This is a genomic window from Sphingobacterium phlebotomi, from assembly GCF_008180195.1.
GTDB classification, from domain to species: Bacteria; Bacteroidota; Bacteroidia; order Sphingobacteriales; family Sphingobacteriaceae; genus Sphingobacterium; species Sphingobacterium phlebotomi.
The window spans coordinates 68,751-89,839 of record NZ_VTAV01000011.1; the positions used below are offsets into that span (position 1 = coordinate 68,751).

20 protein-coding genes are annotated in these 21,089 nt (G+C 42.4%); 6 read left to right on the plus strand and 14 right to left on the minus strand.

What is annotated here, in order from left to right; genetic code table 11:
• Positions 1–52 precede the first annotated feature (52 nt).
• Genes FXV77_RS14830 through FXV77_RS14840 form a run of 3 tightly spaced genes read left to right on the plus strand, consistent with a single transcriptional unit; the run spans position 53 to position 2,090 of the window.
• Entirely contained in the window at positions 53–667 is a 615-nt protein-coding gene (locus FXV77_RS14830) for a hypothetical protein (RefSeq protein WP_148920017.1), read from the plus strand.
• Complete coding sequence (locus FXV77_RS14835; protein WP_148920018.1) at positions 637–1,434, plus strand: sensor histidine kinase; 798 nt, start codon at positions 637–639, stop codon at positions 1,432–1,434. Before FXV77_RS14830 ends, FXV77_RS14835 begins: the two co-directional genes overlap by 31 nt.
• Positions 1,431–2,090: a response regulator transcription factor gene (locus FXV77_RS14840; protein ID WP_148920019.1), complete on the plus strand. Its 660-nt coding sequence runs from the start codon at positions 1,431–1,433 to the stop codon at positions 2,088–2,090. The genes FXV77_RS14835 and FXV77_RS14840 overlap by 4 nt, the downstream gene beginning before the upstream one ends.
• A 299-nt stretch (positions 2,091–2,389) precedes the next feature.
• Here FXV77_RS14840 and FXV77_RS14845 read toward each other — a convergent pair whose 3' ends face one another.
• The 11 genes from FXV77_RS14845 to FXV77_RS14895 all read right to left on the minus strand — a co-directional run bounded on the left by FXV77_RS14845 (position 2,390) and on the right by FXV77_RS14895 (position 13,191).
• Positions 2,390–3,349, minus strand: a complete 960-nt coding sequence (locus FXV77_RS14845; RefSeq protein ID WP_148920020.1) for a glycoside hydrolase family 43 protein — start codon at positions 3,347–3,349, stop codon at positions 2,390–2,392.
• Between the two features lie 51 nt (positions 3,350–3,400).
• Positions 3,401–3,727, minus strand: a complete 327-nt coding sequence (locus FXV77_RS14850; protein ID WP_148920021.1) for a metal-sulfur cluster assembly factor — start codon at positions 3,725–3,727, stop codon at positions 3,401–3,403.
• Complete coding sequence (locus FXV77_RS14855; protein WP_148920022.1) at positions 3,724–4,989, minus strand: hypothetical protein; 1,266 nt, start codon at positions 4,987–4,989, stop codon at positions 3,724–3,726. The genes FXV77_RS14850 and FXV77_RS14855 overlap by 4 nt, the downstream gene beginning before the upstream one ends.
• A gap of 28 nt (positions 4,990–5,017) precedes the next feature.
• Positions 5,018–5,842 (minus strand): DUF2249 domain-containing protein, encoded by an 825-nt coding sequence (locus FXV77_RS14860; protein WP_148920023.1) that lies wholly within the window; start codon positions 5,840–5,842, stop codon positions 5,018–5,020.
• A complete protein-coding gene (gene ric / locus FXV77_RS14865; protein WP_148920024.1) occupies positions 5,839–6,771 on the minus strand; it encodes an iron-sulfur cluster repair di-iron protein in 933 nt (310 codons plus the stop codon). Before ric ends, FXV77_RS14860 begins: the two co-directional genes overlap by 4 nt.
• 118 nt (positions 6,772–6,889) lie before the next feature.
• Positions 6,890–7,660, minus strand: a complete 771-nt coding sequence (locus tag FXV77_RS14870; protein ID WP_148920025.1) for an ABC transporter permease subunit — start codon at positions 7,658–7,660, stop codon at positions 6,890–6,892.
• Positions 7,650–8,390, minus strand: a complete 741-nt coding sequence (locus tag FXV77_RS14875; RefSeq protein WP_148920026.1) for an ABC transporter ATP-binding protein — start codon at positions 8,388–8,390, stop codon at positions 7,650–7,652. Before FXV77_RS14875 ends, FXV77_RS14870 begins: the two co-directional genes overlap by 11 nt.
• Positions 8,390–9,637, minus strand: a complete 1,248-nt coding sequence (locus tag FXV77_RS14880) for a nitrous oxide reductase family maturation protein NosD (RefSeq protein ID WP_148920027.1) — start codon at positions 9,635–9,637, stop codon at positions 8,390–8,392. The genes FXV77_RS14875 and FXV77_RS14880 overlap by 1 nt, the downstream gene beginning before the upstream one ends.
• A gap of 10 nt (positions 9,638–9,647) precedes the next feature.
• Positions 9,648–10,664, minus strand: a complete 1,017-nt coding sequence (locus tag FXV77_RS14885) for a nitrous oxide reductase accessory protein NosL (RefSeq protein WP_148920028.1) — start codon at positions 10,662–10,664, stop codon at positions 9,648–9,650.
• A 25-nt stretch (positions 10,665–10,689) separates the two neighbouring features.
• Positions 10,690–12,672 (minus strand): Sec-dependent nitrous-oxide reductase, encoded by a 1,983-nt coding sequence (gene nosZ / locus FXV77_RS14890; protein ID WP_148920029.1) that lies wholly within the window; start codon positions 12,670–12,672, stop codon positions 10,690–10,692.
• 42 nt (positions 12,673–12,714) lie between these two features.
• A complete protein-coding gene (locus FXV77_RS14895) occupies positions 12,715–13,191 on the minus strand; it encodes a c-type cytochrome (RefSeq protein ID WP_148920030.1) in 477 nt (158 codons plus the stop codon).
• A 255-nt stretch (positions 13,192–13,446) separates the two neighbouring features.
• Here FXV77_RS14895 and FXV77_RS14900 point away from each other — a divergent pair, with 255 nt between their 5' ends.
• Entirely contained in the window at positions 13,447–14,067 is a 621-nt protein-coding gene (locus tag FXV77_RS14900; protein WP_148920031.1) for a Crp/Fnr family transcriptional regulator, read from the plus strand.
• A 1-nt stretch (position 14,068) separates the two neighbouring features.
• Positions 14,069–15,304 (plus strand): hypothetical protein, encoded by a 1,236-nt coding sequence (locus FXV77_RS14905; protein ID WP_148920032.1) that lies wholly within the window; start codon positions 14,069–14,071, stop codon positions 15,302–15,304.
• A gap of 64 nt (positions 15,305–15,368) precedes the next feature.
• Here the strand turns inward: FXV77_RS14905 and FXV77_RS14910 are convergent, their stop codons facing one another.
• From FXV77_RS14910 to FXV77_RS14920, 3 genes are all read right to left on the minus strand, one after another.
• Positions 15,369–16,121, minus strand: a complete 753-nt coding sequence (locus FXV77_RS14910) for a DUF4397 domain-containing protein (RefSeq protein ID WP_187444147.1) — start codon at positions 16,119–16,121, stop codon at positions 15,369–15,371.
• A 158-nt stretch (positions 16,122–16,279) separates the two neighbouring features.
• A complete protein-coding gene (locus FXV77_RS14915; protein ID WP_148920034.1) occupies positions 16,280–17,392 on the minus strand; it encodes a DMT family transporter in 1,113 nt (370 codons plus the stop codon).
• Between the two features lie 7 nt (positions 17,393–17,399).
• Entirely contained in the window at positions 17,400–17,882 is a 483-nt protein-coding gene (locus FXV77_RS14920) for an Lrp/AsnC family transcriptional regulator (protein ID WP_246162481.1), read from the minus strand.
• Between the two features lie 151 nt (positions 17,883–18,033).
• Between FXV77_RS14920 and FXV77_RS14925 the strand changes: the two genes are divergently transcribed.
• Positions 18,034–21,081 carry an FAD-binding and (Fe-S)-binding domain-containing protein gene (locus FXV77_RS14925; protein ID WP_148920035.1) on the plus strand — a complete coding sequence of 1,016 codons (3,048 nt, stop codon included), beginning with the start codon at positions 18,034–18,036 and terminating at the stop codon, positions 21,079–21,081.
• Positions 21,082–21,089 lie beyond the last annotated feature (8 nt).

Below are 21,089 nucleotides of genomic sequence, written 5' to 3' on the forward strand. Positions count from 1 at the left end.
AATACGTCGCCTGATGGACTTCGTGTATTATATTTATTTGGGGATATTAACGATGGCTATATTAACAGCCATCGTTACCTTAAAGCGAGGAATGACTTCACCTACTAGGATCATTGCGCTTGTCGTGCTATATACAGGCTTAGTGGAGTGGAGTGTTTTCTATAAAAGAGAATTTTTGCCGGATAAAGCAAATGCGCAGATATACAATTGTTTTATGTTGGGACAATATTTGGCTTTGGCTTATTATTTTCGACAGATTGTTCAATCGAGCAGGGTTCGAAAAGGTATTCAAGTTTTTATGTACCTGTATCCAGTATTCTGGTATGTATTCGTGTTCTTTATCTTTAAGCTTAATGAATGGAACAGTTATGTGTTTATTATTGGCGGTGTGTGTACCATTCTGTGGGCCGTTATCTATTGTTACGAGTTGCTGGTGGCAGACGAGCCTGTCATGTTGCGGTATAACGAGAAGTTTTGGATTGCTATTGGTTTGATTTTCTTTTATGTGTGCAGTGTACCATATATGGGGATGTATCGTTTTTTAACGGCATATTATACAAACTTAGCTACGCTGTTGCATGTCCCTTTGCAAATCTCTAATATAGTCATGTATTACCTGTTTACCTATGCTTTTATATGCCAGTTGACCATTACCAAGAGATCTTAGCCGTCATCATTACGGTGGTTGTACTGTTCATGGCCTTGCTGTGCGTAATGGTATTGATTATGTTCAACCATCAGCGACGCAAATTCCGATACAGGGAAGAGAAAAAAGCGATGTCTGAAGCCTATCAGAAGCAATTGCTGGAGTCGCGGCTGGAAATGCAGGAAGAAACCTTTGATTCCATCAGTCGCGAGATACACGATAACGTGGGGCAACTGTTGAGCTTGGCCAAAGTACAGCTTAACATCGCTGGGCAAAATACTACAGCCGACAAGGATTTGCTCGAAGATATCAAATCCAATGTTGGGCAGGCCATGACTGATCTGCGTGATATCGCCAAAAGCTTGAGCAGTGAACGACTGCAGTGGATATCGCTGGTACAGGCTGTAAGCCACGAACTGCACCGTATCGGGCGTAATGGTTTGATGCAATGTAACCTACGTACGTTGGGGGAGGAGCGCTCCTTGCCGGAGCAGCGTAAAACTATTGCTTTTCGCATCGTGCAGGAGAGTCTGCAAAATATCTTGAAACATGCGCAAGCTAGTGAAGTAGAGGTTTTGTTCGACTTTGCTGACATCGGGTTGCGCATTCATATTCAAGATAATGGTCTCGGTTTCGATATAGAAAAAGCCGCGACAGGAGGCCTCGGCCTGCAAAATATCAAAACCCGGGCGGCGCTTATGGGGGGGCATGCCGACATTAAGAGTGCTTCCGGAGAAGGTACAACTATTATACTGCACGTTCCTTATAACGAATACCAAACATCATGACGAATACCAAACATATCGCCATCGTGGACGACCACGCCCTTTTTCGCAAGGGACTGGCCAGTCTTATCAACAGCTTCTCCGGCTATCAAGTTATCTTGGAAGCTTCCAACGGACGGGATTTGATCCATCGTTTGCAAGCGGAGCAATTGCCCGACATTATCCTGCTTGATATCAGCATGCCCGAAATGGACGGTTACGCCACGGCGGAATGGCTGCGTACCAATCATCCTTCCATTAAAGTGCTTGCACTGAGTACCATGGATGCCGAATCGGCCATTATCAAAATGATCCGACACGGTGCTAAAGGCTACGTGCTCAAAGATGCTGAACCCAGTGAGCTCAAACGGGCATTTGAGGAAGTGCTTGCTGTAGGTTATTTCTTTAATGAACTGATTACCCGCAAAGTGCTGTTTTCCATACAGGCACTGACCGAGGAAAGCGACATCCGGACCTTTGTTAAGCTTACGGATCGGGAGACGGAATTTCTCAAGCAGATTTGTTCGGAAAAGAGCTACGCGCAGATTGCAGATGAGATGTGCGTCAGTGTTCGTACGGTAGACGGCTACCGTAATGCCGTATGCGAAAAACTGCAGCTCAAAACTCGAACCGGTCTGGCCATGTACGCCATTAAAAATGGGATTGTAAAATTGGATTAGCTAAGGGATCGTACAGACCACCCCGCCCGTTAAACGGGCACCCCTCCAATGGAGGGGAATGGCGGAAGCTAACGCGATCAATAGTGACAAGCGTCCAAGCGGAGTAAATCGGCCTTGTATTGTTCGGCGGTCGTCTTTGCGCCGGCTATTCCGTAAAAAACAGAATTTTGTTTGAGTGAAACGAGTTCAATTCTGTTTAGGAATAGACAAGAAAAGATAGCCGAACCATACTCAGCCTTGATTTTTTGCTTCGTTTTTTATCAAGAAAAAATGAAGAAGAAAACCTTCTTTATGGAACATTAATGTAAAACATGTTTTACCCCTTCAAACGTCATTTTCACGGGATTGATAAAACCTTGATCGTCAAACGTCATGCGTTCAATGCAGGTTTCGCGTTCATGAGCTTCGGTTTTATCTAATGGCCTGCGATGGTAAACGATATAATAGGTGTCCTCATTAGGGATTTTGATAACGGAATGATGCCCCGCACCAGTCGCGATATCCTTATCTTGTTCCAAAATGGTTGCAATGCGTTTAAACGGACCAAACGGGCTATCCGCTATAGCGTAGGCGACTTTATAATCTGGTCCGGTCCAACCGCCTTCTGACCACATGAAATAATATTTATTGTCGCGAATAAACATAAACGGACCTTCCACATAATTTTCAGGTGTTATTTCTTTATAGATGGTGCCATCCTCAAAAGGTACTAAACTTTTAAAATCGTCACTAAGCTTCACGACATTACAATGTTTCCATCCGCCGTAGTACATGTAATATTGACCATCTTTATCTTTAAATACAAATTGATCAATAGGTTGTGCGCCATGGACAATGTCATCAATCAATGGCTTTCCCAGCAAATCCTTGTAAGGACCTTCCGGCCTGTCGGCAACGGATACGCCAATTCCGCCAATTTCGCCTTCATGAACATCATTCGCTGCAAAGAAAAAATAGTATTTACCACCTTTTTCGATAATACTAGGCGCCCACATGGCCTTCTGCGCCCATTTCACTTCCGCTGTGTCAATAATCCGAGGATGCTTTTTCCAGTTTACTAAATCCTTAGAAGAAAAAGCGTCGAACAATACCTGTTGTTCGTAAGGTGCGGAGTAGGTCGGGAAAATCCAATAGGTGTTGTCGTAAACGATACCCTCGGGATCGGCATACCATCCCGGAAAGACGGGGTTTTGTTGTGCTGACGCACCGGACCATGAAAACGATAGACAAAAACAGATGAAAAATAGTGCTTTATTCATAGTATGAGGATTATATTCGTTCTAAAGATAAAAAAACAATCTGTTTTTTACTTATAATCCCAATTGTTCTCTTCCTGCTTCACTGATATTGTCCAGACTCCACTCAGGCTCCCACACTAATTTTATTTTAGCTTCGCGATCAGGGAAAGCTTCGTGCAGCACATTTATAACACCTTGTTCTATGGCATCACCCATAGGGCAGTGGGGGGTTGAAAGCGTCATCGTCACGGTGATGGTCTGTGGGTCGCGAAAGTCAACGCCGTATACCAAACCGAGATCAACGATGTTAACATTCAATTCGGGGTCTATCACCTGCATCAGTGCCAGATTTGCCTGCATTTCTTCCTGCGCAAATTTATTCGTTAAGGATATCTTCATAGCGCTATGGTGGTTTTGTGAAATATAATACGGAAGACATTATAGCCGTATAGCAGCGATACGATAATCCATAAGATACCTGTCATCTGCAGTAGAAAAGGTTGTTCCAGGATAATACCTATACACATGAGCAATAAAGCGCCAAGATATAGATAATATTGGTAAGGAATTAACCTCTCGTGATACAGCTGCTTGGGCATGGGGATTTTTGCCTTCCCGTTTAAGTTTTTATAACGTTTATTCCAAATGATAAAGGGGAGCGTCTTAAATGTTTTTCCGAGGATAATACCGGTAATCCATCCTAAAAAGATAAACGTGCCGTAAAGAGCAGCCCATTTCGTTTGTGGGTATACAAGGATAACCGGGATAAACATAAAGGCAAGGCTTAAACATACGAAGGAGAGACCGGCATGTTTCATTAACAACTCTACCTTTTTACGGGCGCGATGCCGGTATGTGTCGAGGATATAGAGCAACCAACAAACGGTTCCCAACGCAACGAATACAGCGTACATGGACATACGCAAGGCAACGGGGTTAAAATAACCATCTGCCAGGAAAAGGATAAGCCCAACATTTTGCAAGATCAGTGCAGCGTATAACAGCCCTGTTCTTTTGGATTTGCCTAGCAGAAACATCGGGATAAGCTTCGCACCAACACCACAGATCAATTGTAGAAACCACCCCGCTATACCAGCATGTGCATGTAACTTGAGTATCTCTAAATGATTTCGCGGGATAAAAGTATACCGAAGATTAATAGCCAGCAATAGGCCTACGGTTGTGGTAAAGCAGAGCCAAAAGGCTGATAGCAGTAAAAAGTGTTGATATACCTGCGATTTATTGGAATCGTTGGCTGTTTGGTACAGATTAAAAGCATAGAGATAGCTACTACACAGCACACAGATGCCCGATAGGATCATGAACCACCCCATATCAAATCTCCAGAAAGACCAAATCATTCCACAGGTGCCTATTGTTAACAATATATACGATAGAAAGGCCAAACGGTTGCTGAAAAGTTCCCGCTCGCAAATGACGGGGAGTAGTTGGTACGCCGCCCCGAAAATCACCATCGTTCCCCAGCCTAATGCTGCAGTATGGACGATGGCTAATATGCGCGGATTAAAATAATGACCGGTAATCTCCGAGGCGGAGAGGAAAAGTAAAACGCAGAGCACGATAAAGAAAATAGCCGCCGTGCCATAGAATGGAATAACAGCAAGTTCTTTCGGCGCTTTATTTATAAAGATATCAGCCATATTTAGCGTTGGTTGCTATATGATCATATTACTTTCGGTGTATCAAAAGACGTACATCGCCGTCAGACATTCCGCAAAGCTTGACGACGAAATCATAATTTTCCATTTCCTCCAGAAGATGTAACGGAACGCGACGATGCCCTACATAAAGCACCTTACCGTTATCGAGTTCCGGTAAGGTATTTAAAATGCGTTCCATCGGTTGTGGCATCGGAAGATCACGTACATCCAATTGGATAATATTTAGTTCTTGGTACTGTTGTAACAAGGTTTGAAAATCTTCCCAGCTTAGTGTGGATATTGGCGTCTCTTGAACCTGTTTTCCCATAGGACGTTCTTTTAGAAAATAGGTATGATATTCGTGCTCGTCGACTTGCTCGACAAATGTTTTAGCACCTTTCTTTTCCAATAGAGTGATGAGCGGACTGGGAATGAATGTATTGATGATACAGAGAATCCTTCCGGTGGGCAACTTCCGATATTGTTCATTGATCTCCCGTAGGGGGTCATTTCCTTCCTCAATCGCCTGCCTTACATCTAAGTGGGTGCATTTTGCCTTATCTAACCAGACGGGCTTCTCGGAAGCGGCCGTCTGGCTAAGTGATTGTAGATTTTCATTTGTTTCTAACGACAACGAGAAGCCTAGTGGTTCCAATACCCGTTTAAAATCCGATAATTTGCAACCGCCTATCTTGGCAGCTTCGGAAATCGTTACGCGCGACGCGAGAACTTTCCGTAACAGCGGATTCTTTAGTTTTTGCAGCGGCTTGGATAAGGCCGCGATAGCCCCGATACTTTGACCGTTGGCGCGGATAAGCTCTGCTATTCGGGTGTTGGGTGTGATAACTCTCATAAGGTACTTAACTCTTTACGACAGGTGTCGATCATTTTCGGAAATAAGATGTTGTTCTCCAAATGGATATGCTGTAGTAAATCCTGTTCAAAAGCTTTCATGCTATCATATAGATAGGTGTAAGAGTTGCAGGCATTTGCTGGAAGTGTATAGTTTTTAGTCAATTGCTTGAAAGCTGTCAACTCAGCACCTGCATCCTCATGCTCTTTACGCAATTCGCTTACGAGGTAGGCAATTTCTTCTTTTGTCAAAGAAGACAGTTCTTTTGTGAGCGGGAACAATATATTTTCTTCTTTCTCCAAATGCTCGTATAAGTCACGCATAAATACCTGCATATGTTGGGCAAGTTCCAATAGCTCCGGGTGTTCGTTACCGTGGCGTAGCGCGACTTTATCCGCCAATTGCTCCAATGTCGGGCCAAATTCACGGACATATCCATGATGGATATTTTTGATATAATCGGCAAGAAATGCAATATCCCAACTATTAAAATCAAGATGTACGGGGATACCACCCTGTTTGTCGGCTGTGACTAATTTTTCACGAAGCTCTTCTTCGCTCAACCCGATTCTGGAAGCAGCTTCTTTCAACGTTGTTTTTCCACCACAGCAAAAATCTATTCCCAATTTTTTAAAAACTTCCGCTTTCCGCATGTCTGCGGCAGCAATTTCACCTACCGTTTCTTCTTTGTTTTCCTTTGCTGGTTTAGCAATGCTAACGCGCCACCATTCTGGTCCGGATTCCAAGTATTCCCATTGGAAGAAATTTCCTCTCTCGCCCAATAATTGATAATACAACGGACGGGGATCATGGTCGTTTAGAATAATGAAAGACTCGCCTTGTTCTAAGGCATCAAAATGATCAAAAATGGTCGGATGTTTTAATCTGGGTTCGATGGCTGTGACATCTAATATGGCTGTTTTTATCATGACTTTGATGTGTTAAGTATAAATTATTACACAAAGTTATGTCGTTGATGTGTAGTGTTTTATGCGTGTGCTCATAAGGATGAGAAAACATGTCAGGATGATGTCAGGATAAGAGAAATTAAAGGTCTTTTTTCTTAAAATACCGTGTGGCGAACAACAAAGGTAAAGCCGTCCACAGGAACATCACTAGCCACGTAATCAACATCCCTATATGGGTGCCGAAGAAATCCCGAAAAATAGCGCCTGTATAGCCCATCATTGCGGAGAGATCTATTTCTAACAAAATCAAGATGCGGCTGATATCTATCGGGTTGAGCATAGATACCGCTATCATCATCTTTTCGATGGGGTAATCGGCGAATTGGAATAGAATAAACAATAACATCGCATCGAAAATTAAGGCGAAGTATAACCATAGGATAATGGCTAGGCCAATTCCTTTTGATTTATCACGGATGCGTACCGCCGTCCACATGGCGATGGATACAAATATCAGCGACAGTAATAGGCCGCCTATGACGAGCGTTACGCCAGACAAGCTGTAAGCAAAGATGAAGGTTGGGATACCCACACCAACAAAAAAAGCAAATGCCATAGCGACAGCAAGCCCGATGAATATGCTGAGCCATATACGCTGCCTTTTTAAAGGCTGGCTGACCAGCAACGCAATAAATTCAGTGCTGTTGTATAGATAGATGGTAGAAAATACAATACAGACCAGTGGTACAACAAAAAGTACCAGTTGGAGCATGCTCGCGATACCTTTGTCGGTATTGTCTTCCATGAGGAAGATACTTAGTGAAAGGGCAAGAAGCACCAGTGTATAGAACAGTATGGTGCGATTACGCAACAAATCGGAAATGACGTATTTGATAATCTTATTGTTCATGGATAACTTCTTTAGTAGGTATGTTTTTATATCCCATGACATGGGCTATAGCTTTTGATAATTTGTCGGTTCCAGTATCGGTTTTCAATTCTGCTAGGGATTTGTGAAAACGCAACTGGCCGTCTTGCATATAGATAATTTGGGAGACAAGATCATCTAAATCACTCAGTACGTGCGAGGTAATCAGAATAAGCTTGTTTTTTTCTTTTTCCCGGATAATTTTTTCTTTAAGAATTTCCGTGGCTACGGGATCCAGTCCCGCTGTTGGTTCATCGAGAATCAACACCTTGGGATTAAACATAAAAGCGATACAGGCACTTACTTTCTGCCGCGTTCCTCCGGAAAGAGTGCGCATGCGTTTGTCCAGCATTTTCTCCAGTTCAAACTTTTCGTAGAGTTCGTTGTCGAGTAGGTGAGCGGGTGTTTTACGGATATCGATCATCATATCCAATACCTGGCCGATGCGCATATTCTCCGGATATTCACCTTTCTGTGGCATATAGCCGATGTCGCTACGGTAAGCCCATTCTTGGTTTATATTTTTACCTTCAAAATAAATACTGCCGGAACTGGGAACCACCATGCCAAGAATAGATTTGATCAATGTTGTCTTTCCACTGCCGTTAGGACCGATGAGCGAAATACATTGGCCGGGCGCTAAGGATAGATTGATGTCCTTTAATGCCTGGATCTTACCAAAATGTTTAGAAAGTTCTTCAATTTTAATCATCACGTAGCTGGTTTCATCAAGGGTTCTTCATCTTTTAAATTTTCTGGTGTTAGGCTGGGGATCATTTTTTCGCTGCGGTCAAACAACGTGACCATAAAACTACGGAAAAGCAGCATTGCCGCAGGGTATCGTTCGACAAGCATGGAGAAAAGACTGACTGGATGATGCGGTACATCGCCAATGCCGTCTTTATTGAGATCATATCCTTCATAGTTATCCCAATAATTACCAGTAAAGGTATTGGTCATTTTACCTCCGTTCGTGGCAACATCAAATGTATTTTGGATAAAGGTATTTCTGCTTAATGTATTGTGCATGCAACTGGTGAATATCTTGATAGCCCAACCGTTGTTTTCAAAGCTGTTCTGTTGTATTTGAACACGGTTGCTACCTTCCATGAAGATACCTGTCGTGTTTCTAACGAATGTATTGTGTTGGATATGGCTATCGGTGATGTCTTTGAGGAGGAGTCCATAGGTAGCATCGCCCCAATTTTCTTCAAAGATATTGTGTTCCATGCGCACACGTTGGGTATACATCACCGCTACACCAGCTCCGTTCGCTTTGAATGTATTATAGTGGTATTGGTTGTCGTGTGAAAACATAAAATGTAGACCATAACGGAGGTTGTTTTGCGCGACATTCCGATCGACCTGTGTATGGGTTACAAATTCTAGATATATGCCGTCACGGTGTCCTGCGATCTCGTTGTTGAGAATGGTTATGCTGTCGCTCTTCCACGCATGAATACCATTTCCAACCAGACGCTCTGTTTCCCCGTAAGTTTTAAGCCGGTTGTTTTCAATGTGACAATTTTTTGCATTTTGTAGATAAATCCCAAAGAAGTTATTATCCAGTATGTTGTTTTGTATGGAGACATGTCGGCCATTATAGACTTTGATGGCGGCAATGTCTTTTATAGAAGAATGACCGGAATTTTTAATCGTAAATCCCTTTATGGTAACATGATTCGCCTCTATGGACACAGACTCGTGTTTTTTTTGTGCGTCAATGACAGGATGATCGATACCAATAAGAGACAAACTTTTGGTAATGAGAATATTTTCCTCTTGGTAAAGCCCACCATGCACCATGATCGTATCACCATTTTTTGCTTTTGCGATGGCTCGTATGATGGATGAGATAGCATGCTGTTTACCAACATGAATGGTAGCGGCACGTGTTGTGCCAACTACCATACATGAATAAACACAAGTAATCAATATAAAAAATAGAAAATTTTTCATGGTCCTATCTTTATTCCCAAAGATCATCCCATGTGAGTGGCGTACCGCCAACTTCTTTTAATGTCTCTTCCATATCGTTTTTGCTTACAAATGCGGCGATATCACCTCGCATAGGGCTTTTTAGAGCTTCGCTTTTCAAATAGAACATTGCTTCCGCGGGCTTAAGCTCGCTGGTGTTGAAATCTGGCAGATAGAAGGCCGCAATATCCTCCCGGTTTATATCACCGTCTTCGACGTATGCAATCATACATTGCACATCGTCAAAGTTATAGGCACGTCCTTTTTTGGTAACCAACTGGGTGCCAAAACGGGCATCACTGATGGTCATCTTGCAATATACGCATTGGTCTTTTCCATATTTAATAGGTTGTGGGCCGGCATTACTTGTGCAGGCTTGCGTACCTATCAGAACACAAAATGCGAGCAGAGCGAAAGATTGTTTTGTTTCTTGCGCTAACCATATTTCCCGGCCAGTGCAATAAGCCACCAATATACCGACACCTATAAAAATCCAGCCGCCTATATCTGGAATGGAAAATGCACCAAAGTTGAGCAATTGCTTAAAGCCGATAAGCGGAGGTTGATAGGCCATACCGGGAACGATAATAGGTGCGTTAGGGTCAAGGTCATGACCGTAATCGTACAGCCACCTGTAAAAATCGACCATAGCGACAATCCCGAATAGGAGGAAGGCTGCAAACAATACATATACCCACTTTCTTTTACCGCTTATTGCTACCGCTAGGAAGCTCAATGTAAAAAAACCGATCAAATAAGGGAGGATTGTAAATTCGATGAAATCATCGGCATGAAGTGTCTTCATGCCGATGTAGTGATTCAACCCGTTGATAATTTCCACATTACCGGCTAGCTTGTTGCTGTATATCTGTAATTCCAGTCCTTCCGGATATTGCGCTGCATCCAGCTCAATACGCCAAATCGGAAGAAAGATAACCGCAGCTAGGGCTAGGCTGCATACGATAAGTATGATACGGTTGGCGGATGTTATAAGCGTTGAATTTTTCACGTTGTATATAGTATATGTTAGATGGTTACGTTGTCGGTGTGCTTTCGCCTGTGTAGTATTTAATAGGTGTGCTGCTTCCTTTTGGAGAAACCCTTACATAGCCAGACATCTCTTGGTGTAAAGCCGAACAGAAATCCGTACAATAGAAAGGGAAAATACCCACGCGGTCAGGAACCCATTTTAACGTAGTCGTTTCGCCTGGCATAACCAAAAGCTCCGAATTATTTGCACCTTTAATGGCAAAACCATGAGGCATATCCCAATCCTGTTCAAGGTTAGTGACATGGAAGTAAACTTCGTCTCCCATTTGGATACCTTCAATAACGTCCGGTGTAATGTGCGAGCGTATAGTGGTCATGTATACACGTACAATATTACCTTCACGCACGACTTTCGCTTCGGCTTCTCCATTTGTTTTATAGGGATGTTTATTTGCATTGATATCATATATCTGCAACGATTTTTCCATGAGGAGGTCTGCTGGTAATGCTTGTGCGTAATGCGGTTCTCCGATAGTCGGGAAGTCGAGTAAAAGTTCCATTTTATCGCCACTAATATCAAACAATTGGGCAGCATGACATAACTCGGGTCCGGTCGGTAAGAAGCGGTCTTTCGTGATTTTATTGTAGGCAACCAAGTATTTCCCGTAAGGATTTTTTGCGTTCCCTCCAGCGACCATTAAATGGCCCACGGAGTAAAAAGTGGGTTGTCTATCCAAAACTTCCAATGTTTTGATATCCCACTTCACGATCTCCGAAGATACAAAGAATGATGTATAAGCATTCCCTTTGTCATCAAACTCGGTGTGTAATGGGCCTAATCCTGGTTTCTCTACCTCACCATGTAGCGCTGATTCATATTTTACAACAGGAATGCCAACGTATGGTTCACGCTCAAAATCTTTGTTGTTAATTGCATTTTGGAGCTTTTCAAAACTGAATACAGGAATCAATGCAGCGAGTTTACCGCTAGCGACGATGTATTCTCCTGTTGGGCTTACGTCTGAACCGTGTGGCGATTTAGGACAGGGGAGTAAATAAGCAAGATCTTCAAAATCTGCGATATCGAGAACGGTGACTTCCGTTTTCATTTCATGCTTCGCTGAATGGGTATGCTCGTCCCATCTGTTATGGGCATAACGCACATTGGTTTGCTTTGTGCCTCGCCCAGCTTTGAAATATTCTTCTGCTTTTTTCCAGTTAATAGCCAGAATGAAATCTTTATCATTTTTAGAAGCGTTAACTTCCAGTAAACTGTGGGCTTGCTCCGAATTGTAACAGCTGAGAAATAGCCAACCATTGGATATACCTTTTCCTGCACTGGATAAATCGAAATTCAGGCCGGGAGTTTTCAGCTGAAAGGCAATATCAAATTCGCCGCTTTCTTTGTCTACGCTGACAAAACTGATGTGCCCTTTAAAGTTCTCTTTATACGAATCGATAGGTACGTCACTATCTGGACCGTCGGGTGGGACGCTGAACCGCGTCGCAGCGATCACATACTCGGAATTTTCTGTCGTGAACGGCGAACAGTGGTTACCACCGGTATTCGGAATTTCGATGATTTCATCGGTGCGGAAAGTCTGTAGGTTGATTCTCGCCAAACGTGGCGTGTTATTGGAATTGGCAAACATCCACTTGCCATCAGGCATACCGTCTGTAAAAGAAGACTCGATATGGTGCAAGTCATCCCACGGAACAAAACCGTGCGAGGTCTGCAACATCGGCTTGGTTTCTTCACTAAAGCCCCAACCTTTTTCCGGATCTACGGAAAAAACGGGAATAACCCGGAATAGACGGCCACTCGGTAATCCATATACACTCATTTGTCCGCTGAAGCCTCCAGAGGCGAAGTTATAAAATTCATCATACTGTCCAGGAGGGATGTATGTTCTCTGTGCTGCATCGCCTGTTACAGCACTGCTGGCTCCTTTAGGCCTGCACGCCTGAAAGGATGTGGCCATGGTTGCTACAGCAAGACTTAATACTAGATATTGCTTTAGTTTCATAGTTTTATTATTTTATGCTAACAATTAATTGATTCTTTTTTGCTATTTAACGCCATCGTTCTGACGCATAAATTCTAGTATAGCACGTGCATCGTCGTCACTTAAGTTCTGATTAGGCATACGTACTAAACATAACTCTAGTTGTGCTTGTAATTCGGGGTCTTTATCAATCATCGGATCGGGATTGGTTATAAAATTCATCAACCATTCCGGTTTGTGTTTTTTGGACACACCCGCCCATCCAGGGCCAACAAGACGTTCTTCTGTGTATTTATGGCAGCTGGCGCACTTTACGTCAGCAATAGTCTTACCTTCTTTGGCCATAGCCACATCCAATTTATCTCCTACATCAATTGTTTCAAATTTCCCTTCACCACGTGTCGGGTCGTATGCACTGGTCTTGGCAGTTTTTGCTTTTTCTTCCGGAAATGAACGTTTGCTTTGTTGATCGTTGTTGGTATTGGATGAACATGCATATAAAAAGATGCTGATAATACCGAGGGTGATGATTTTTTTCATGTTCTTTTCAATTATATTTTTACCTGATTCTCTCTGTAATATTTGTTTTACAAATTTACTTTCGGGGTTAAGTCCATTTTATGCGTTCAGTCATAAGGTACCTAATGAAATGGTTGTTTTTTGTTGTAAGTTATTGTTTTTTAATGATTTATGTTCTTAATTGATTCTTATCACTTATTCGTGTGACCTGTGTCAGTTGATTTGTCGGCACTAACCCCTTCCTTTGTAAAAGGATCACCTATAAAAGCGAATGTTATGATTCCTGTCGATTTACTTTTGGAAAAAGGAGCGGCGTATCGGAAAACCGAGCCGGGAGAGATTATCTTTAACGAGGGCGGGGTTGCGACCTATTACTATCAACTGGTGTCGGGACGTGCAAGATGGTGTAATCTTCTAGACGATGGACGGGAAGTGCTTCATAAGGTTGTTGAACCCGGTGATGTTTTTGGCGAATTACCGCTGTTTGACGATGGTGTATATGCGGCAAGTGCGATATCCGATATGGCCTGTATCTTGTTACGGTTACGTGCCGATACATTTAAGCAAATATTGGCGGGCTATCCGGCTATTCATTTTGATTTTTCCAGATCAATGGCGAGTGATTTACGTTTTAAATTCATGTTGACGGATATTGTTAGCCGAAACTGTCCGGAGGAGATCATTACTGCTTTGATTCAATATCTGAACCAAGAGAAGAAATTAATTTGCCAGGAATGCAATCGTTTAATGTTGACCCGGCAGCAATTGGCGAACATGACCGGTTTACGAGTGGAAACCATTATACGTGCGATAAAAAATATGGAACGGAACGAGCGTTTGAGTATCGTCAAGGGGAAAGTTTTTATTCCAGCAGATGGTATTGGAGGGATTTCGTGATATGCTAGATCTTATTCGAAAATGTACTATTCGCCATTGGCTTATTATAGCTACGGTGAATCTGTTGATTGTGGCCGGATTCGGGTTTTTGATGCGGCTAAAAATGATTTTTCCTTTGACATGGGCTAATCAAAAGTATATCATGCACGCGCATTCACATTTTGCTTTTGCCGGATGGGTATCCCATGCTTTAATGGTGTTCATGCTAATGGCTATATTCCGTCTACGCTCGAACAACCGGCTACCTACACGCTATCAATATATCATTACTGCTAATCTATTGGCATCTTATGGTATGCTTATTTGTTTTACGGTACAGGGGTATGGTTTATTTGCGATTATCTTTTCTACTTTGACGCTGCTGATATCTTTCATTTTTGCGGGATTCACTTGGCGAGAAATAGGACGATCCGATAGCCCGTTGGTTGTGAAATATTGGTTTAAAGCCTCGCTGTTCTTTTCTGTTTTATCGTCATTAGGTACATTTTCGTTGGTCCGGCTAATGGCTACGCAGCAATTAGACCCCTTGAAGCAATTGGCATCCGTCTATTTTTATCTCCATTTTCAGTACAATGGTTGGTTTCTGTTTGCTTGTATAGGTTTATTTCTTTATTGGCTATGGGATAGCAATGGAATAGTAGCATGTAGCAAACGGCTTTTTTGGTTATTCTTTTCTTGTGTTATTCCGGCCTATTTTCTTTCTGTGTTGTGGTGGAAAGCTTTTCCGGATTGGCTATACGCCGTCGTGGTAGCCACGGTCGTCTTACAATTGGGCATATGGGGTTGGTTTATACGCTATATTTTTCTTTCGCTTAGAAAAGGAGATTCCATGCAGATAATCAATCCGACAACTAAAATCATATGGACAGGGGTGGCGGTAGCTGTTTTTCTTAAAATAGCATTGCAGGCTGCTTCTGTGATACCATCACTGAGTCAGTTGGTATACGGCTATCGACCTATTGTAATTGCTTACCTACATTTGGTGCTTTTGGTCATTGTCTCGCTTTTTATCTTGGGGTTTGCTTTTCAGATGCAAACCTTGCGGTTAAGTAAAATGGCGCATCGATGGATGATGGGGTTTGCTGTTGGTGTTGTGCTTAATGAATTCATGCTGATGATACAGGGGATTGGTGGATTCGTGCGGACGTATATTCCATTAACTAATCATTTTTTGATACTGGCTGCGGGTATCATGGTGATTAGCGTTTGTGGTATTTTGTGGAAACAGCGGGAATGATAATAGAGACGCAAACTTCGAAGTACGCATCGAAGTTTGCGTCTCTACTGTTATTAAAAGAAAATTAACGATGTTCGACTACACCGATGTACAACGGCGTATCTTCATTATCTTTTTTGCCGATTAACATGATGGTGTAATAAGTGCGTCCTAACAACCCTGTTCCATTTTGTTTTTTATATTCTCGTTTTGCCAACTCATTGCCATCTGCATCCGTAATACGAAAGGTGTATACCCCACTATTTTGCGTTTGAAAAGCTTGATTTGCGACCACAGAGGCTCCTGTTTCGATAGGTCGGTCACTGTATAACGGTTCGTCTTCGCCTTCAACAAGTAAATTTACACCGTTCACTCCACTTGCTAGGTTTAAGAAACGTATGCCGGATTCGTTTTGACCAAGGTTCTCGATGACTTTATCCTGTGTCATGGCAAATCTAGGTTCCTCATCCGTACCGTAGACAAAAGAGGTATAGCCACTGTCCACTTTGATAGTTAACGTGGTGTCGATTAAAATGCTTTGGTCATTGTTGTGGCTTGTTATTGTCAATTTACGATTGCCGGGGTGTAATAACTGTGCACCGGAGAAGGTTTGGTATTCCAACACCATGGGGCTGCCGTTTATTGGGTTGCCAATAATGTTGCCGTCTAAGCGGTACAATAAGCCTGACGATGCATCGGGATAACTATTTACGAAATACATGAGACCAGCCGCAGGCATGTCATTCCATGGGCCATCATCGTTATCCTTCAAACAACTGCTAAATGTGAAGACACTGATAAGTAATAAAAAACAAAATTGTAGTGATAACTTTTTCATTGTGTTAAAGTGTTTTTCCATATGATAATGAACTTTCATATACTTAAACTAGCCTTTCCTTTGGATAGTAGCTTATGCAAGTTTCATTCGCTTGATATGTTTTGGAATTAATACGGAACACAGGAAGGAAATGCTACAGCTTAAAAAAATATTTTTTATTAATTTTCTTTGTTTACAGTTTCTTTTTGCTTTTCGTGTCTTTGATTGAAGTTGGAGAGTGCCATAATACGTGGAATGCTGCTGTGTGGTGCCAACTCGCGCAGTTTCTTTATCCGTTTAGCACGTTTGTAAACTTTGACTTTTTTGTTGTTTTTGTAAAGGTTCCAATTCATGAGCAAGACGCTGCCTAATACAACGACTAGCCCTATAATTTGTAACGAAGTCACTTGGTGGTCGGTGAAATAGTGTGCTAATACCAAAGCCACGATAGGATTGATGTAGGCATGTGTACTGACTTCCGTCGCCGGTCTATGTTGTAATAACCATATATAACTACCAAATGCTAAAATAGAACCCATCGTAGCTAGGTAAATAATGCCCCCCCAATCTTCGGGGAGTACATCACGTATTTGAAAACGAGCGTATTCACCGTTTACAGAGGCAACTACCGTAAATGCTATACCCGCACAGACCATTTGCCAAGCCGTTTTTACCATGACGTGGATATCTTCTTCTCCACGTTCCTGCATTTGTTGTGTTCTTTTTTCTCTACTATATTTGGATACCAAAGACCCTACTGTCCAGGCAATTGTTCCGCAGATCAAAACAAACATGGCTGTAATTTTGATACTTTTATCTCCCGAGGAATCCTCCTGTGCAAAAAGCTGTTCGGCAAACAACATAAAAACACCCAAAAAACCAAAAATCAATCCTAAGACCGTAGGTAAGCTAGAAAAGTTCTCTTTCCATTTTGGTTTGTCAAAAACAACAAACCAAATAGCTGTCGCAGCCGCGATGATCGTAACAATAGCACTGGAAATATACTGTTCGGCCCAGATAATCGCAGCCATATCGACAAAGAGTAATAAAAAGCCAACAAACAAGGCGTCTTTCACGGCTGTTTTTGTAAAAAGCTTATACCCTTTGAAATAGCAATATCCCATCAATAGCGAGCCAGCGATGATAAAACGAATAGAGCCCAGTACAAAGGGACTAAAGCTCCGCAATGCCTTTTCTATAAAGAAAAAGGTAGAACCCCATACAATGTATACTACAAGATAAGCAAAAATGATACTGCTTGTAGCAGGCATATTTTGATTTCCTTTTGTCATATTAATCTTAATCTTCTGTCGGAATAACGAGTTTTTGTTCCTCTTTTACTGTTTCTAAAACGATGGTAGTACGTGTGGAAATAATCTCTTCTATTTTTCCCAATGAGTTGCGCATGAGGTCTACCAATCCAGCAGCATCATTGGTACGCACTTTAATCAGATAGCCATCATCCCCCGCAATATCATGGACCTCTTGTACCTCAGGAATCTTAGCTAAGAGTAACCCTACTTTCTGCGTTCCAATGGGATCTTGTGCTTTAATGAAAATGAAGGACAGTAGCTTCTGATCCAGCGCATCCGGATTGATTTTCGCATTGTATTGTAGGATGACTTGTTTCTGTTCCAATTTCTTGACCCGTTCTAAAATAGCGGAAGGCGCCATGCCCAGCTCTCGCGCAATATCCGCATTATTCGTACGTGCATTTTCCTGCATAATACGCAGGATTTGATAATCAATTTGATCCAAGCTAAACTCTAATTTTGCCATCATGCTGCAAATATACGGGTAAAAGAATAATATTCAAAATATTATGTCTGTAAAAGAATTATATTCTTGTATTATTGTTTTTTAATGAATATTATTTTTATTTATTTTTCGAAAGTTGCATAATCCTCTCCTTAACTTTCAAGGTCGCATCCGGATGTTTGAAGTACGTAGGAACTCCCTTTTTGCACTATCCAATATTTCAAATATCGCAGCGACGAGATTCTGGTTCTTTTTACGGAAAAAAGAACATAAATTTGTTTTATCAAACTACGAAACAAACGTGCAGATTATAGATGAGTTAAACCGACTGTCTTCCCAGCTAACGGGAGAGTTGTTTTATTTACCCGAAAATCCAAAGCATCAGACGATGCGGTTGGCATACGCCACCGATGCTTCCGTATACCAGGAACTTCCGCTTGCCGTGGCGATCCCACAAGGCAAAGAGGACTTAAAGAGTCTTATTTTATTCGCAAATGAACAGCGTTTAACCCTCATTCCGCGGACAGCGGGTACCTCGCTTGCAGGTCAGGTAGTGGGAAGCGGTATCGTAGTCGATGTATCTCGTTGTTTTGACCAGATATTGGAACTGAATGTGAAGGAACGTTGGGTGCGTGTACAACCGGGTGTTATTCGTGATGATTTAAATAACTATCTCCGGGCACATGGATTGATGTTTGGTCCGGAAACGTCCACGGCAAGCCGTGCGATGGTTGGTGGTATGATCGGTAATAATTCCTCTGGCTTGCATTCTATCGTCTGGGGGGATACGCGCAAGAACTTATTGGAAGCTAAGGTATTACTTGATGACACTTCAGAAGTCATTTTTAAAGCATTGGATGAAGCAGCACTTTTTGAGAAATTGGCTTCTCAGACACGTGAGGGCGAAATTTATCGAAAGCTAAATACGTTGCTGTCGCTTCCGGAAAATAAACAGGCAATTGTATCCGGATATCCTAAAAAAACGCTGACTCGACGAAATACGGGATATGCGTTGGATTTTCTGGTAGATCATGAGAAACCATTCAACCTGTGTAATTTGTTGGCAGGATCGGAAGGGACGATTGGTATTGTGACCGAAGCCAAGTTGAGTTTAATGCCCCTGCCGCCTAAAGAAATCGGTTTGTTGTGTGTACATTTTGCTGATATGGTCGAATGTATGGAAGGCAATATTGTCGCGCTATCCCACCGTCCGGAGGCTTCCGAGTTGGTTGATAAATATATCTTGGACTTTACCGTAGGACATCCTACGTATCAGTATAATCGTTTTTTCATTGAAGGAGACCCGCAGGCATTACTCATTATCGAGTTTCGTGCTGAGGAGGAAGCTGAATTGTACCGCAAGGCGGAAGCATTGCAGAAAGACCTCGTTGACCGACGTCTAGGTTATGCGTATCCTTTTATCGTAGGTGTGCAGCAAACGAATCTGGTCTGGGATGTGCGCAAAGCCGGATTGGGCTTGATACGGAATCTGCCTGGGGATGAGCAACCGGTTAATCTCATTGAAGACTGTGCGGTTTCTCCCGAAGATCTACCAGCATACGTAAAAGATATACAAGTTTTACTGCGGGAAGAAAATGTGCATGCTTCCTATTATGCACATGCGGGTGCGGGTGAATTGCATATCGAGCCATTTATCAATCTGAAAACGACAGAAGGGCGTCGGAAATTCCGAACGATATTAGAACGTACCACGGATTTAGTCTTGAAATATAATGGTTCGTTGAGTGGTGAACACGGTGATGGACGTTTGCGGGGTGAATTTATTGGGAAAGTGCTGGGTGAACAGGTCTATCAATTGTTGCAGGAAACAAAGACGATTTTTGACCCGCATGGTGTATTCAATGCAAATAAGATTGTCAATACTCCACCGATGGATACGTCATTGCGTTATGACAAGGTGGTCGATGGGAAGCAGATAAAAACCTATTTTGATTTTACAAAAGATGAGGGGATTCTGCGCTTGGCGGAGAAATGTTCTGGTTCGGGCGATTGTCGGAAAACAGAAATTACGGGCGGTACGATGTGTCCATCGTTTATGGCGACCCGTGATGAAAAAGATACCACGCGGGCAAGGGCCAATATGCTTCGTCAATTTTTGACAAATTCGACGAAAACGAATCGATTTGACCATGAGGAGATAAAGGAAGTGATGGATCTGTGTTTAAGTTGTAAGGCTTGTAAAAGTGAATGTCCGTCACGTGTAGACGTAGCCAAGATGAAAGCCGAGTTTTTGCAGCATTATTATGATGCACACGGAGTGCCTTTCCGTTCTTCGGTTATCGCTAATTTTACGAAAAGTCAGCAGTTGGGTTCTTATGTCGCACCGCTGTATAACTTGGTGGTTAAAACACCATTCCTTGCAAATGTGGTGAAATCTGTTGTGGGGTTTGCCCCAAGGCGTTCGTTACCAACTGTCCATTTCACGACGTTGTCCAAGTGGGCACGCAAGCAACCCGCACAAAACCAAAACCGAAAAGTGTATCTGTTCAGCGATGAGTTTACGGAATACAACGATACGGCTATTGGTATAACAGCACATAAATTGCTGACATCATTGGGATATGAAGTCATTATACCCAAGCATGTGGAAAGTGGACGGACATACCTATCCAAAGGTTTTGTACAGGAAGCGAAGAAAATAGCCGAAAGAAATGTGGAACTCTTAAAAGATGTGATAACGGAAGATATGCCTCTTTTGGGGATAGAACCATCCGCTATTATCACATTTCGGGACGAATATGTAGACTTGGTGGATGGGCATTTACGCGAAGCAGCCAGCCAGTTGGCGAATCGTACATTGATGATTGACGAGTTTCTTATTAGAGAAATAGAAGCCGGAAGGATTCAGCAAGAGCAATTTACGAACGGCGTAAAAAAAGTCAAATTACACGGGCATTGCTATCAGAAAGCATTTCATTTGGTTGGTTACACGGAGAAATTATTATCGTTTCCCCAAAATTACAGTGTTGAGGTCATTCCTTCAGGCTGTTGTGGTATGGCAGGTTCTTTCGGATATGAGGAAGAACATTATGACGTATCGATGAAAGTAGGGGAGCTTGTGCTTTTACCGGCGGTGCGGGCCACCGATGAGCAAACGCTTATTGCTGCTGCGGGAACATCCTGCCGTCATCAAATTAAAGATGGCACGGGAAGAAAATCTTACCATCCTGTAGAAATATTATATGATGCTTTGGTACAGTAAGCAATTTA